11 protein-coding genes are annotated in these 13374 nt (G+C 67.4%); 7 read left to right on the top strand and 4 right to left on the bottom strand.

The genetic code is table 11. The annotated features are described in order from the left end of the window. Positions 1-127: 127 nt before the first annotated feature. The 3 genes from glpD to ACQPW1_RS08445 all read right to left on the bottom strand — a co-directional run bounded on the left by glpD (position 128) and on the right by ACQPW1_RS08445 (position 4309). The gene (gene glpD, locus ACQPW1_RS08435; RefSeq protein WP_433662164.1) at positions 128-1807 is read right to left on the bottom strand and encodes a glycerol-3-phosphate dehydrogenase; all 1680 of its coding nucleotides are present in this window, start codon (positions 1805-1807) and stop codon (positions 128-130) included. A 41-nt stretch (positions 1808-1848) separates the two neighbouring features. Then, positions 1849-3369 (bottom strand): glycerol kinase GlpK, encoded by a 1521-nt coding sequence (gene glpK / locus ACQPW1_RS08440; RefSeq protein WP_433662165.1) that lies wholly within the window; start codon positions 3367-3369, stop codon positions 1849-1851. A gap of 118 nt (positions 3370-3487) precedes the next feature. Beyond that, positions 3488-4309, bottom strand: a complete 822-nt coding sequence (locus ACQPW1_RS08445; protein WP_433662166.1) for an MIP/aquaporin family protein — start codon at positions 4307-4309, stop codon at positions 3488-3490. 250 nt (positions 4310-4559) lie between these two features. On the opposite strand from ACQPW1_RS08445, the gene ACQPW1_RS08450 reads away from it, so the two are divergent. Next, entirely contained in the window at positions 4560-5324 is a 765-nt protein-coding gene (locus ACQPW1_RS08450; RefSeq protein WP_433662167.1) for an IclR family transcriptional regulator, read from the top strand. A gap of 30 nt (positions 5325-5354) precedes the next feature. Next, entirely contained in the window at positions 5355-6887 is a 1533-nt protein-coding gene (glpK, locus tag ACQPW1_RS08455) for a glycerol kinase GlpK (RefSeq protein WP_433662168.1), read from the top strand. 3 nt (positions 6888-6890) lie between these two features. On the opposite strand, the gene ACQPW1_RS08460 is transcribed toward glpK (ACQPW1_RS08455), so the two are convergent. Next, positions 6891-8201, bottom strand: a complete 1311-nt coding sequence (locus tag ACQPW1_RS08460) for a fatty acid desaturase family protein (RefSeq protein WP_433662169.1) — start codon at positions 8199-8201, stop codon at positions 6891-6893. Between the two features lie 713 nt (positions 8202-8914). On the opposite strand from ACQPW1_RS08460, the gene ACQPW1_RS08465 reads away from it, so the two are divergent. Genes ACQPW1_RS08465 through ACQPW1_RS08485 form a run of 5 tightly spaced genes read left to right on the top strand, consistent with a single transcriptional unit; the run spans position 8915 to position 13372 of the window. Further along, entirely contained in the window at positions 8915-10102 is a 1188-nt protein-coding gene (locus ACQPW1_RS08465; RefSeq protein ID WP_433662170.1) for a lipid-transfer protein, read from the top strand. Between the two features lie 4 nt (positions 10103-10106). Further along, complete coding sequence (locus ACQPW1_RS08470) at positions 10107-10565, top strand: MaoC family dehydratase N-terminal domain-containing protein (RefSeq protein ID WP_433662171.1); 459 nt, start codon at positions 10107-10109, stop codon at positions 10563-10565. After that, complete coding sequence (locus ACQPW1_RS08475; RefSeq protein WP_433662172.1) at positions 10562-10972, top strand: MaoC/PaaZ C-terminal domain-containing protein; 411 nt, start codon at positions 10562-10564, stop codon at positions 10970-10972. Before ACQPW1_RS08470 ends, ACQPW1_RS08475 begins: the two co-directional genes overlap by 4 nt. 15 nt (positions 10973-10987) lie before the next feature. Further along, on the top strand, positions 10988-11809 hold the full coding sequence (locus ACQPW1_RS08480) for an SDR family NAD(P)-dependent oxidoreductase (protein WP_433662173.1): 822 nt from the start codon (positions 10988-10990) through the stop codon (positions 11807-11809). 15 nt (positions 11810-11824) lie between these two features. After that, positions 11825-13372 (top strand): long-chain-fatty-acid--CoA ligase, encoded by a 1548-nt coding sequence (locus ACQPW1_RS08485; protein ID WP_433662174.1) that lies wholly within the window; start codon positions 11825-11827, stop codon positions 13370-13372. Positions 13373-13374: the final 2 nt, after the last annotated feature.

Consider the following 13374-nt stretch of genomic DNA (forward strand, 5'->3'; position numbering starts at 1 on the left):
CGCCCAACTGTGCCGAGCTCACCGCTTGCGCGGCAAGGGTATCTGACCGTCCGGGCACCCGGCGAGCTCGAAGTTCAGCCGAAACAGCAGGGCTGAAACAGGTTCGAGCTCGCTGGGGGCCGCGGGGTCAGGCGACAGCGACCAGGCGGGCGGCGTTCGCGGCCTCGTCGTCGGCGGCCTTGTTGGCGGCCAGTTCGGCTTCGACGCGGTCCCGGTAGCGGGTGAGCTCGCGCTCGGCGTCGGCGGCGTCCCAGCCGAGCCGGGCGCCGATCAGGAAGGCCACCTCGGGTGCGGCGATCAGGCCGCGGTCCGACGCCTCGATGGAGATGCGGGTGCGGCGGGTGAGCACATCGTCGAGATGCAGTGCGCCCTCGTGGGTTACCGCGTAGACGACCTCGGCGGCGAGGTACTCCTCGGCGCCCGCCAGCGGCTCGCCCAGCGCGGGATCCTCGGCGATCAGCTCGAACAGGTCGTGCACCGCGGAACCATAGCGGCCGAGCAGGTGCTCCACGGTGGCCTTCGGCAGTCCGGCGCGCTGCGCGAGGCTGTCGAGATCGGCGGCCATCTCCTGGTAGCCGACCGCGCCCAGCAGCGGCAGCTTGTCGGTCACCGACGGCGCGACGGCGCGACCGAGGCCCGCCACCGCGGCGTCCACCACGTCGGCCGCCATCACCCGGTAGGTGGTGTACTTGCCGCCCGCGATCACGAACAGACCCGGAACCGGTTCTGCCACCGCGTGTTCGCGCGACAGCTTCGCGGTGTCACTGGACGCACCGGACACCAGCGGCCGCAGCCCGGCATAGGTGCCGACGATGTCGTCGCGGGTCAGCGGCTCGCGCAGCACCGCGTTGACATGATCGAGGATGTACTGCACGTCGGCGTTGCTGGCGGCCGGATGATCCTTGTCCAGCGACCAATCCGTGTCGGTGGTGCCGATGATCCAGTGCTGGTGCCACGGGATCACGAACAGCACGCTCTTCTCGGTGCGCATGATCAGCCCGGTGTCCAGGTCGAGCCGCTCGCGCGGCACCAGGATGTGCACACCCTTGGAAGTGCGCACGTGGAACGGGAATTCGACGCCGGTCATCCGGTTCATCTCGTCGGTCCACACGCCGGTCGCGCTGATCACCCGGCGAGCGCGCACGGTGAACTCGCGCCCGGTCTCCAGATCGGTGACGTGCGCGCCGACCACCCGGTCGCCGTCGCGCAGCAGCCCGGTGACCTTGGTGCGGGTGAGCACGGTCGCGCCGTGCTGCGCCGCGGTGCGCGCGATCGTCATGGTGTGCCGCGCGTCGTCGACCTGCGCGTCGAAGTAGCGAATGGCACCGGTCATCGAGTCTTCGCGCAGTGCGGGCGCCAATTCCAGTGCGCGCGTACGGGACAGGTGCCGGTGCATCGGCAGGGCCCGTGCGCCGCCGATCGTGTCGTACAGGGCGACGCCCGCACCGATGTAGGCGCGCTCCCACACCCGATGCTGGAGCGGCAGCAGGAACGACACCGGGCGCACCAGGTGCGGCGCCAGCTTGTTCAGCAGCAGCCCGCGTTCCTTCAAAGCCTCACGCACCAACCAGAAGTCGAGCTGCTCGAGGTAGCGCAGCCCACCGTGGATGAGCTTGCTGGAGCGGCTCGACGTGCCCGCCGCGAAGTCCCTGGCTTCCACCAGGGTGACGCTCAGGCCGCGCGAGGCGGCATCGAGGGCGGCACCGGCGCCGACTACGCCGCCGCCGATCACCAGCACGTCGATTTCGTTGTCGCCCAGGGCGTTCACCGCGTCGGCGCGGTAAATCGGATCCAATCTCGCGGACATGAAATTCTCCTTGTTCGGTAGTAAGTCAGTACGTCGGCGAGCTACTCGTCGACGTCGATCCAGTCGAGGGTGCGCGTCACGGCCTTCTGCCAGCGGGCGTAGCCGCGTGCGCGTTGCTCCTCGGTACCGGTGGGGTTCCAGCGCTTGTCCTCGTGCCAGTTCTGCACGAGTTCGTCTGTGCTGCTCCAGAATCCGACCGCCAGGCCGGCCGCGTAGGCGGCGCCGAGCGCGGTGGTCTCGGCGACCACCGGGCGCGACACCGGCACGCCGAGGAAGTCGGCCTGCAGCTGCATGCACAGCTCGTTGGCGGTGACGCCGCCGTCCACCCGCAGCACGTCGAGCTGCACGCCGGAGTCGGCCTGCATCGCCTCGACGACGTCGCGGGTCTGGTAACAAATGGATTCCAGCGTCGCCCGCGCCAGATGGGCGTTGGTACTGAAGCGGGACAGCCCGACGATCGCGCCGCGCGCGTCGGAACGCCAGTAGGGCGCGAACAAGCCGGAGAACGCGGGCACGAAGTACACGCCGCCGTTGTCCTCGACCTGCCTGGCCAGCGATTCGCTTTGCGACGCACCGGAAATGATGCCCAGCTGGTCGCGCAGCCACTGCACGGCCGAGCCGGTCACCGCGATCGAACCCTCCAGCGCGTACACCGGCTTCTCGTCGCCGAACTGGTAGGCGACCGTGGTGAGCAGGCCGTGCTGCGACCGCACGATCTCGTGACCGGTGTTGAGCAGCAGGAAGTTTCCGGTGCCGTAGGTGTTCTTCGCCTCGCCGGGCCGGAAACACACCTGGCCGACCGTGGCCGCCTGCTGGTCGCCGAGCACGCCGGACAGCGGCACCTCGCCGCCGAAAGGCCCGTCGGCCCTGGTCTTTCCGAACAGCTCCGGGTTCGACGACGGCGCGATGGCCGGCAGCATCGACCGCGGAATGCCGAAGATGGACAACAGTTCGTCGTCCCAATCGGAGGTTTCCAGGTTCATCAGCATGGTGCGGCTGGCGTTGGTCGGATCGGTGACGTGCACCCCGCCGTCCACCCCGCCGGTCAGGTTCCACAGCAGCCAGCTGTCGGTATTGCCGAAGATCGCCTCGCCCCGCTCGGCCGCCTCGGCGACACCGGGCACGTTGTCCAGGATCCAGCGCAGCTTGCCGCCGGAAAAGTAAGTGGCGGGCGGCAATCCGGCCTTGTGCCGAATGGTGTCCCCGTGCCCGGCCCGCTCCAGTTCGGCGGCGATGCGGTCGGTGCGGGTGTCCTGCCAGACGATGGCGTTGCAGTACGGACGCCCGGTCCGGCGGCTCCACACCACGGTGGTCTCGCGCTGGTTGGTGACGCCGACCGCGGCCAGATCGCTCGCTTGCAGATCGGCCTTGGTGAGGGTGCTCTGGATGACCGCGCGGGTGCGTTCCCAGATCTCGGTCGGATCGTGCTCCACCCAGCCCGCCTGCGGCAGGATCTGCTGGTGCTCGAGCTGGTGGCGGGCGACCTCGTTGCCGCTGTGATCGAACACCATGAAGCGTGTGCTGGTGGTGCCCTGGTCGATGGCGCCGACGTACTGGCTCATGACTGCACCTCGCTGACGCTCGGCTCCGTCATGCCCATGGGCGCTGTATTTGCGGTTCGCTCGCTGCGCTCGCTCACGAGTGGTCCTTTCAGAGAAAACTGTTACGAGAGAGGGAGATTCAGAAAAGGACCTGTGCGGCCAGCCCGGCGAGCGCGCCGCCGAGCAGCGGGCCGGCGATCGGCACCCAGGCATAACCCCAGTCGGAGTTCTTGCGACCCGGCTGATCGGTGGGGCCCGGGTCGGCGAGCTGTTCGGCCGAGCCTGCGCCGACGGTCGCGGGCGTACGCGCCGGCCGCACCGCCGCACCCTTGTTCACCGGCAGCAGCGCGTGCGCCAGCCGGGGCCCGAGATCGCGGGCGGGGTTGATGGCGTAGCCGGTCGGCCCGCCGAGCGAAGCACCGATACCGACCACCAGCAGCGCCGCGGCGAGCGGACCGAGTCCGGTCGCGGTGTGGCCGATCGACAGCAGCACGATGACCAGCGCGAAGGTGGCGATCACCTCGGTGGCGAAGTTCCAGGGCAGGCCGCGGATCGCGGGGCCGGTGGCGAACACGCCGAGCTTCTTCTCCTCGTCGGTTTCCTCGTCGAAGTGCCGCTTGTAGGCGACATAGGCGAGGTTCGCACCGACGAACGCGCCGACCAGCTGGCCGAGGATGTAGGCGAGGGTGGTCGCGACGGTGATCGCGACGCCGGGTGTGTACTCGTCCGCGCCGCTGAACAGCACGCCGATCGTGTACGCGGGATTCAGATGACCGCCCGTCTTGTACGCGACATATACCCCGGCGAGCACACCGAGACCCCACCCGAAGTTGATCAACAGCCAGCCGCCGTTGAAGCCCTTGGATTTGGTCAGCAATACGTTCGCGACTACACCGACACCGAGTAACACCAGCATTGCCGTGCCTAGTGCTTCACTCAGGAAGATCGAGCCGAAGTTCACCGTTGAGCCTCCGTTCGCCCGCGGTCGCGGACGCGACCCTGCGAAGTCCGACGTTACGACGGGGTTGCGAACCCGGACATAGGGTGCGTTCGACAATGCTGAACGGTGGGCCTGGCTGCCCCCGGCTGCTGCCGCTACTGTCGGGCGGCCGAGGAAGCGGGCATGACGCACGTCACACTGGACGCCGGGGGTGTTGCTCTTTGTTCACCGCATGTTCGACATTGTCGAATCCGGCGGCTAGTTTCGGGACATGCCCGGTCCGATCCAGTCGATCGAGCGAGCGGCGGCCATCCTGCGGCTGCTCGCCCGCGGCTCCGGCAAGCTCGGCGTCGGCGAGATCGCGGGCGCGCTCGGTCTCGCCAAACCGACCGCACACGGCATCCTGCGCACCCTGCAAGGTGTCGGCTTCGTCGAACAGGACCCGGCGACCGGCAAGTACCAACTCGGCGCGGCACTGGTGCACCTCGGCACCAGCTACCTCGATGCCAACGAGCTGCGCTCGCGCGCCATCAACTGGGCCGACGCATTGGCCGCGCGCACAGGCGAATCCGTCCGGATCGGCGCCCCGGTGGACGGCAGCGTCGTGGTGGTCCACCACGTGTTCCGGCCCGACAACACCGAACAGGCGCTCGAACTCGGCGAGCTACTGCCGCCGCACGCGACCGCGCTCGGCAAGGTGCTGCTGGCCTATGACGGCGACCTCATGGCCGCCTTACCCGGCGCCCGGCTGCCCTCGCTCACCAGGCGCACCATCGTCGACCGCGCGGTGCTCACCCGGGCCCTCGCCGCGGTCCGGCAGGTGGGCTGGGCGGGCGACACCGAGGAGTATCGGCCGGGCGAGGCGGGCATCGCGGCGCCGATCCGCGCGCACGGCGGACTCGTGGTGGGCGCCATCGGCATCAGCGGACCGGTCGACCGGCTCTGCGACGCGCAATTACGACATCGAACCGCCCTGGTCGGGCACGTACGCGACGCCGCCCATGCGGTCTCGCGGGATCTGGGCGCCGCACACTGACCCACTGACTCATGGCAAGAGAGGACGCGGATGACGCAACGTTTCGTGCTGGCAATCGATCAGGGCACCACCTCGACCAGGTGCATTCTGTTCGATCAGCGCGCCCGCCTGGTAGGCGTCGCGCAACGCGAGCACAAGCAGCACTATCCGCGGCCGGGCTGGATCGAGCAGGACGCGATGGAGATCTGGCGCAATGTCGACCGGATCGTGCCGCAGGCCCTGCGCGACTCCGGCATCAGCGCCGATCAGGTTGCGGCTTTCGGCATTGCGAACCAGCGCGAGACCACGGTGGTGTGGGATCGCCGGACCGGCGCGCCGATCCGGCGGGCCATCGTCTGGCAGGACGTGCGCACCGAGGAGCTGGTCCGCGAATTCGAGGAAAGGCCTGGCGCGCACCGGATTCGGGAGCTGAGCGGGCTGCCGCTCGCCACCTACTTCGCCGCGCCGCGGCTGCGCTGGCTGCTTGATACCATTCCGGGCCTGCGCGATCGGGCCGAACGCGGCGAGGTGCTGTTCGGCACCATGGAGACCTGGCTGATCTGGAATCTGACCGGCGGGGTCGACGGTGGCCTGCATCTCACCGATGTCACCAACGCCAGCCGCACGCTGCTGATGAACCTGGCCACCCTCGCCTGGGACGCGGAACTGCTGAGCTTCTTCGGCATCCCCGCGGCGATGCTGCCGCAGATCCAGCCCTCGACCGCGTCCTACGGCACGACCCGTCGCGTCGTGCCGGGCATCCCGATCGCCGCGGCCCTCGGTGACCAGCACGCCGCGCTGTTCGGCCAAACCTGTTTCGCGCGTGGGGAAACCAAGTGCACCTACGGCACCGGCGGCTTCCTCATGATGAACACCGGCCGCGAGCTGGTGCAGTCCTCGCACGGTCTGCTCACCACCATCGGCTACCAGATCGGCGACGAGAAGCCAGTGTACGCGCTGGAGGGCCCGATCGCGGTCACCGGCTCATTGGTGCAGTGGGTGCGCGACAACATCGGCCTGGTCGCCAGCGCGCCCGAGATCGAAACCCTCGCTCGCACAGTGCAAGACAACGGCGGCTGCTATATCGTGCCCGCGTTCTCCGGGCTGTACGCCCCACATTGGCGCAGCGACGCGCGTGGCCTCATCGCCGGTCTGACATCCTATATCACCAAGGGGCACATCGCCCGCGCGGTTCTGGAGGCGACCGCGTGGCAGACCCGTGAGGTGGTCGACGCGATGAACGCCGACTCCGGTTTACAGGCCCGCGCGCTGCGCGTCGACGGCGGCATGACCTCCGACAACCTGCTCATGCAGATCGTCGCCGACGTGCTCGACGTCCCGGTCATGCGTCCGTTCAACGCCGAAACCGTCTCGCTCGGTGCGGCTTACGCGGCCGGGCTCGCGGTCGGCTACTGGCCGGACCTGGAGGGCCTGCGCAACAACTGGCGGCTGGCCGCGCAGTGGATGCCGCAGATGGACCCGGTCCTGCGCGCGGACGAGTACGAGAACTGGCAGCGCGCAGTGCAATTGACGTTCGGTTGGTTGCGCTCGAAGCGGCGACGGGACGAGGCCCAGGCGCGCTGACGACTATCCGGCGCTGGCGACCGGCCGACGAAGCGAGCCTGCGATATTCGAACGCACCCGCTGCGCGTTACGGCGCAACCGGCCACCCTTGAGGCCCGCTTCCAGCTCCAGCCGCAAGCGACCGTTGTGCAGCGCGGTACGCAAACCCGTTGTCGCGCCCGAGATTTCGGCGACGGCCAGAGCGGCACCGGTCTGGAACTTGCGCTCCGAGGCGGTCTCCGGCGCATCATCGGAGGTGGCGATCAGGAAGCGATCGGGCACCGCCAGCTTGTGGATGGTCCGCATGGTGAGCAGGTACTGCCGCAGCAGTGGCCCGCTGGTGTAGGGGAGGTCGTACTTGTCGCACAGGGCGCGAACCCGTACCGCGATCTCGGCGTAGCGATTGCTCGGCAGGTCCGGGAACAGGTGGTGTTCGATCTGGTAGCACAGGTTTCCGCTGGCGAAGGCGAGGGTCGGCCCGGCGTCGAAGTTCGCGGTGCCGAGCATCTGACGCAGGTACCACTCGGATTTCGTCTCGTCCTCGAGCGCGGCGGGGGTGAACTTCTCCGCGCCGTCGGGGAAGTGGCCGCAGAAGATGACCACGTACGTCCAGGCATTGCGCACGACGTTGGCGGTGACGTTCGCGGCCAGGGCGCGGCGCCAGCGTTTTCCGCTCAGCGCCGGGAACAGCACGTAGTCCTTGATCGCCTGGCGGGAGATCTTCTTCAGAAAAGCCTTTGTCACAGTGGCCTTTTCGGCCTTCGTCTCGAAACGGTCGCGGTCCGCGTACAGGCCGTGCAGGCCGATGCCCCACTCGAAGGTGGTGGCCAGCAGCAGGTTTTGCAGCGGCTGCAGCAGATGGCTCGGCTCCCACTGCTGATCCCTGGTCACCCGCATTACGCCGAAGCCGATGTCGTCGTCCATGTCGATGACATTGGTGTAGACGTGGTGGCGGAAGTTGTGCGAGTATCGCCACTGGGAAGACAGCCCGACCATGTCCCATTCCCAGGTGCTGGAGTGGATCTCCGGGTCGTTCATCCAATCCCATTGGCCGTGCGAGACGTTGTGCCCGATCTCCATGTTCTCGATGCACTTGGCGGCGGCCAGCCCCGCCGTGCCGAGTAGCCAGGTGGCCTTGTTCCGATTCACCGCGATGAGCAGCCGGGCCGCGATGTCGAGCGCCCGCTGGAATCGAATGGTGCGCCGGATGTAGGCGGCGTCGCGGCCGCCGAGCGATTCGCTGACGTCACGATGGATCGCGTCGAGTTCGGTGCCGAGTGCCTCGATGTCTTCCTTGCTCAGGTGCGTGTACACGGCAATATCGGTGATAGCCATTGGTCCTCTTCGGATCGATCGGCTGCGCAGGCGCAGGGAAGCCCAGTCGGGCCGCCGACGCGTGTCGTGATCGGCGTTGCTCTGGTGAACCGAGTTCGATGGTCGGCCGAAGAAATGGCCGACAATGATTCTTGCCTCGACGGTACCAGCGCCTCGGATACCGCCACGGCAACAGCAGGCGGACGCCAGAACAACGGGACATGGCTGCGCCGGAACGTGCGCGCCGGGACACGACAACATCCCAGTGGAGCGGGATCATGCGCGGTTCTACGGGCGGAAGGGGTTGAATAGGGGGGATTGGCTATTCGCGGCCGATCGGAGGAGGCTCGACGAATGAGTCAGGAAAGCGGGCAAGGGTCCGGGCTGTTCAGCCATGACACCATTCCCATTCAGGTGTATACGCCTGCCGAGAGCAGTGACGTACATCATCAGCCGGTATTCAGTAGAGCCGAAGACGGCTCCGGGTCTGCTGTCGGGGAGGCCAATCCGCCGCACGCCTGACGCCGGACATGACGCGAGCCCCCGCATCTCTCGAGGAGATGCGGGGGCTCGCGTCGTTATCGGGGATGGGTCGTCGACGCCTCTCGTGTAAGTGAATCTCCCATAGTGTAATCCAGGTCACTGACCTGCGTCTCTGTCGAATGCTCTTCCAGCTACCGACGACGTGATGTTCAATAAGTGAATATCTACTAGTCGCCGTTGATGGGAACGAGATGAGCAGACGCGCCGTCGTCGCCGGTGTGGGAATGATTCCGTTCACCACACCCAGCCGCAGCGAGACCTACGACGTCATGGGCACCGGTGCGGCGCGGGCCGCGCTGCTCGACGCCGGGGTCGAATACGTCAAGATGCAGCAGGCCTACGCCGGGTATGTGTACGGCGACTCGACCTGCGGGCAGGCGGTGATCTACGGGCTCGGGCAGACCGGCATCCCGGTGATCAACGTCAACAACAACTGCTCGACCGGATCGTCGGCGCTCTTCCTCGCGCGCCAGGCGGTCGAATCCGGTGCCGCCGAAGCGGTTCTCGCCGTCGGCTTCGAACAGATGCAGCGCGGGGCGCTGGCCATGGGTTACACCGACCGGCCGAGTCCGTTCGCGCGGTTCGACGAGGTCATGGACGAGATCCAGCAGCGCGACGAATCTCCCTTCGCGGCAAAGATGTTCGGCGGGGCCGGGTGCCAGTACGCGGAGAAGTACGGCACCTCGGCCGAGACCTTCGCGAAGATCTCGGTGAAGTCGCGCCGGCACGCCGCCAACAATCCGTACGCGGTGTTCAAGGATCCGGTCACGGTGGCGGAAGTGCTTGCCTCGCCGCACATCTACGGCCCGCTGACCCGGCTGCAGTGCTGCCCGCCCACCTGTGGCGCGGCCGCGGCGGTCATCGTCAGCGAGGACTTCGCCGAGGCCAACGGAATCGATCCCTCGATCGTGATCAGGGCGCAGGCGATGACCACCGACTTCCCGTCGACCTTCACCGAGAAGGACATGACGAAGATCGTCGGCTACGACATTTCCAAGGCTGCGGCACAACAGGTTTACGAAGCGTCGGGTGTTTCGCCCGAGGACATTCGCGTGGTCGAGTTGCACGACTGCTTCACCGCCAACGAGCTGCTCACCTACGAGGCGCTCGGGCTCACCCCGGAGGGCACGGCGGAGAAGTTCGTCAACGACGGCGACAACACCTACGGCGGTCGCGTGGTGACGAATCCGTCCGGCGGGCTGCTGTCCAAGGGGCATCCGCTCGGCGCGACCGGACTGGCCCAGTGCGCCGAATTGGTGTGGCAGCTGCGTGGGCAGGCCGAGGGGCGCCAGGTGACGGACGACCTGAAACTCGCCCTGCAGCACAACATCGGGCTCGGCGGCGCGGCCGTGGTGACCCTGTACGAGAAGGTGAGCTGACCGAATGCCCCTGGACCAGAGCGTAATCGGCAAACAGTTGCCGCCGAGCACCTTGACCGTGGATGCCGGACGGCTGCGGTTCTTCGCCGCGGCGATCGGCGAGCGCAACCCGATCTTCACCGACCTCGACGCCGCGAAGGCAGCGGGTTACTCGAATCTCCCGGTGCCGCCGACCTTCCTGTTCGGCATCGAACTCGACAACCCGGGCTCGTTCAGCTGGCTCGCCGACCTCGGTGTCGACCTGCGCCGGATACTGCACGGCGAGCAGTCGTTCACCTATCACGCCACCGCGGTGGCGGGCGACGTACTCACTGCCACGCCCACCATCGGCAACGTCTACAGCAAGAAGGGCGGCGCGCTGGACTTCATCGAGAAGACCTCCACCGTCACCCGTGCCGACGGCACCCTCGTCGCCGAGCTGAAATCCGTGATCGTCGTGCGCAACCCGGAGGCAGCGAAATGACCGGCATCGCATCCGTCGAGATCGGCACCGAGTTGCCGCCGCTGCGTATCACGCCGATCTCCCGAACCACATTGGCGCTGTTCGCCGGTGCGTCCGGCGACCACAACCCGATGCACATCGACATCGATGTGGCGAAGTCCGCCGGGCTGGACGACGTCTTCGCACACGGCATGCTGTCGATGGCCTACCTCGGCCGACTGCTCACCGACTGGGTTGCCCCACAGGCTATCCGGAGCTACCGGGTGCGTTTCGCCGCCATCACGCCGGTGCACGCCCAACCCACCGCGACCGGCCGGGTCGTCTCGATCGACACCGTGGACGGCGAACGCCGGGCCACCCTGGACCTCGCCGTCACCCTCGCCGACGGCACCGTCACACTCACCGGCGACGCCGTCGTCGCCTTCTGAAAGGACATGCAGCACATGGGAACTCTGGATGGCAAGGTCGCCATTGTCTCCGGCTCGGGACGCGGCATCGGCCGCGAGATCGCGCTGAAACTGGCCAGCGAGGGCGCGAAGGTCGTGGTGAACGATCTCGACGCCGAACCCGCCAAGGAGACCGTCGCAGCGGTCGAAGCCGCGGGCGGGCAGGCGGTTTCGTGCGTCGGCAGCGTCACCGAGGACGGCTTCGCCGAACGCTTCGTGCAGACCGCCGTAGACGAGTTCGGCGGGCTGGACATCATCATCAACAACGCGGGCTACACCTGGGATTCGGTCATCCAGAAGATGACCGACGAGCAGTGGGACGCCATCCTCGACGTGCACCTCAAGGCGCCGTTCCGGATCCTGCGGGCCGCGCAGCCGGTGATCTCGGCGGCCGTGAAGCAGGCCAAGGACGCGGGCGAGCCGGTGCCGTGCCGCAAGGTCGTCAACATCTCCTCGATGGCGGGCACCGGAGGCAATGCGGGACAGGCGAATTACTCGTCCGGCAAGGCGGGCGTGCTCGGCCTCACCAAGGCGCTCGCCAAGGAGTGGGGCCGCTACAACGTCACCGTGAACGCGGTCGCGTTCGGCCTGATCAAGACCCGGCTCACCGAGGCGCCCGCGGGCACCATCGACGTGCAGGGCAAGGAGATCAAGGTCGGCGTGAACCCGAACCTGCTGGCCGCGATGGAACAGATGATCCCGCTGGGCCGCGGTGGCACACCGGCCGAGGCCGCCGGTGCGGTGTACCTGCTCTGCCTGCCCGAGTCCGACTACGTCAGCGCGCAGACCCTGGTCTGTGGCGGTGGCTTCAACATCTAGGAACCAGGGACCGCAATGTATGTAACCCAATCCCTGCACCGCAATCTGCAGCAGAACCCGGATCGTCCGTTGACGATCTACGGCGATCGGGTGCGCACCGTGGCCGAATCGGCCGATCGCATAGCGCGATTCGCCGGTGCGCTGGCCGCACTGGGTGTCCGGCCGGGCGACCGGGTCGGCATGCTGGCGCTGAATTCCGATCGCTACTACGAGTATCTGTATGCGGTGCCATGGATCGGGGCCGCGGTCAACCCGGTGAACATTCGCTGGAGTCCAGCGGAGATCGTGTACTCGCTGCGCGAATCCGACACCAGGGTGCTGCTAGTGGACGACGCTTTCGCCGCCGTGATTCCCACACTGCGGCAACAGTTTCCGGAGTTGACCGCGGTGATCTTCTGCGGTGACGGCGAACCACCCGCCGACGTACTGCACTATGAGACGCTCATCGCCGAGCATGCGCCGATCGAGGACACCAGGACCGGCGGCGACACCCTGGCCGGTGTCTTCTACACCGGCGGCACCACCGGGCATCCCAAAGGCGTGATGCTCAGCCACGACAACCTGATCCTGTCCGCGCTCGGCAGCATCGCGGGCGGCGAATTCGTCACGCGGGGCGGCATCGTGCTGCATGCGGCGCCGATGTTCCATCTCGCGGATATCGCCATGCTGACGGCGGGCAATCTGGTCAACGGCACGCACGTGATCGTGCCGATGTTCACCCCGGCCGGTGTCATGCGGGCGATCAGCGAGCACGGTGTCACCAATGTGCTGTTGGTGCCCACCATGATTCAGATGCTCGTCGACGATCCGGCCGTCGCGGACTTCGATCTCAGTGCGGTGGACACGGTGACCTACGGTGCCTCGCCGATCTCCGAGGCGGTGCTCGGCCGAGCCCGAAAGGTCTTTCCCGCAGCGGGATTCACCCAGGCATACGGCATGACCGAGCTGTCGCCGGTCGCCACGCTGTTGTCGCCCGCCGATCACAACAATCCGGCGCTGCGGCGCTCGGCGGGCCGCGCCACCCCGCATGTCGAGGTGCGCATCGTCGACCCCGACGACAACGAGGTGCCGCGCGGCGAGGTCGGCGAGGTCGTCGTGCGCGGCGACAGCGTGATGCTCGGCTACTGGAATCGGCCGGAGGACACCGCGGTCGCCGTGCGCGGCGGCTGGATGCACACCGGTGACGGCGGCCGGATGGACGAGAACGGCTACGTGTTCATCGTCGACCGGATCAAGGACATGATCATCACCGGCGGCGAGAACGTGTATTCGGCCGAGGTGGAGAACGCCCTCGCGGCCCATGCCGCGGTGGCCGCGTGCGCGGTGATCGGGGTGCCGGAACGCGAATGGGGCGAGCGGGTGCACGCCGTGGTGGTGCTGCTGCCCGGCACGCAGGCCACCGACGAGGAGCTGCGTGCGCACTGTAAAGAGCTGATCGCCGGGTACAAGGCGCCGCGCACGGTGGAGTTCACCGACGCGTTGCCGATGTCGGGCGCCGGTAAGATCCTCAAGCGCGAACTTCGCAAGAAGTACTGGGATCCCAGCGACAGTCAAGTTTCCTGAGG

Source organism: Nocardia sp. CA-128927, assembly GCF_050955855.1.
Classification (GTDB): Bacteria; Actinomycetota; Actinomycetes; order Mycobacteriales; family Mycobacteriaceae; genus Nocardia.

Bases quoted from the DNA above. Each gene is read 5' to 3' on its own strand.
- ACQPW1_RS08465 (WP_433662170.1), top strand. From the start codon at position 8,915: ATGAGCAGACGCGCCGTCGTCGCCGGTGTGGGAATGATTCCGTTCACC.
- glpK (WP_433662165.1), bottom strand. From the start codon at position 3,369: ATGAGCCAGTACGTCGGCGCCATCGACCAGGGCACCACCAGCACACGC.
- ACQPW1_RS08480 (WP_433662173.1), top strand. From the start codon at position 10,988: ATGGGAACTCTGGATGGCAAGGTCGCCATTGTCTCCGGCTCGGGACGC.
- ACQPW1_RS08450 (WP_433662167.1), top strand. From the start codon at position 4,560: ATGCCCGGTCCGATCCAGTCGATCGAGCGAGCGGCGGCCATCCTGCGG.
- ACQPW1_RS08485 (WP_433662174.1), top strand. From the start codon at position 11,825: ATGTATGTAACCCAATCCCTGCACCGCAATCTGCAGCAGAACCCGGAT.
- glpK (WP_433662168.1), top strand. From the start codon at position 5,355: ATGACGCAACGTTTCGTGCTGGCAATCGATCAGGGCACCACCTCGACC.
- glpD (WP_433662164.1), bottom strand. From the start codon at position 1,807: ATGTCCGCGAGATTGGATCCGATTTACCGCGCCGACGCGGTGAACGCC.
- ACQPW1_RS08470 (WP_433662171.1), top strand. From the start codon at position 10,107: ATGCCCCTGGACCAGAGCGTAATCGGCAAACAGTTGCCGCCGAGCACC.
- ACQPW1_RS08475 (WP_433662172.1), top strand. From the start codon at position 10,562: ATGACCGGCATCGCATCCGTCGAGATCGGCACCGAGTTGCCGCCGCTG.
- ACQPW1_RS08460 (WP_433662169.1), bottom strand. From the start codon at position 8,201: ATGGCTATCACCGATATTGCCGTGTACACGCACCTGAGCAAGGAAGAC.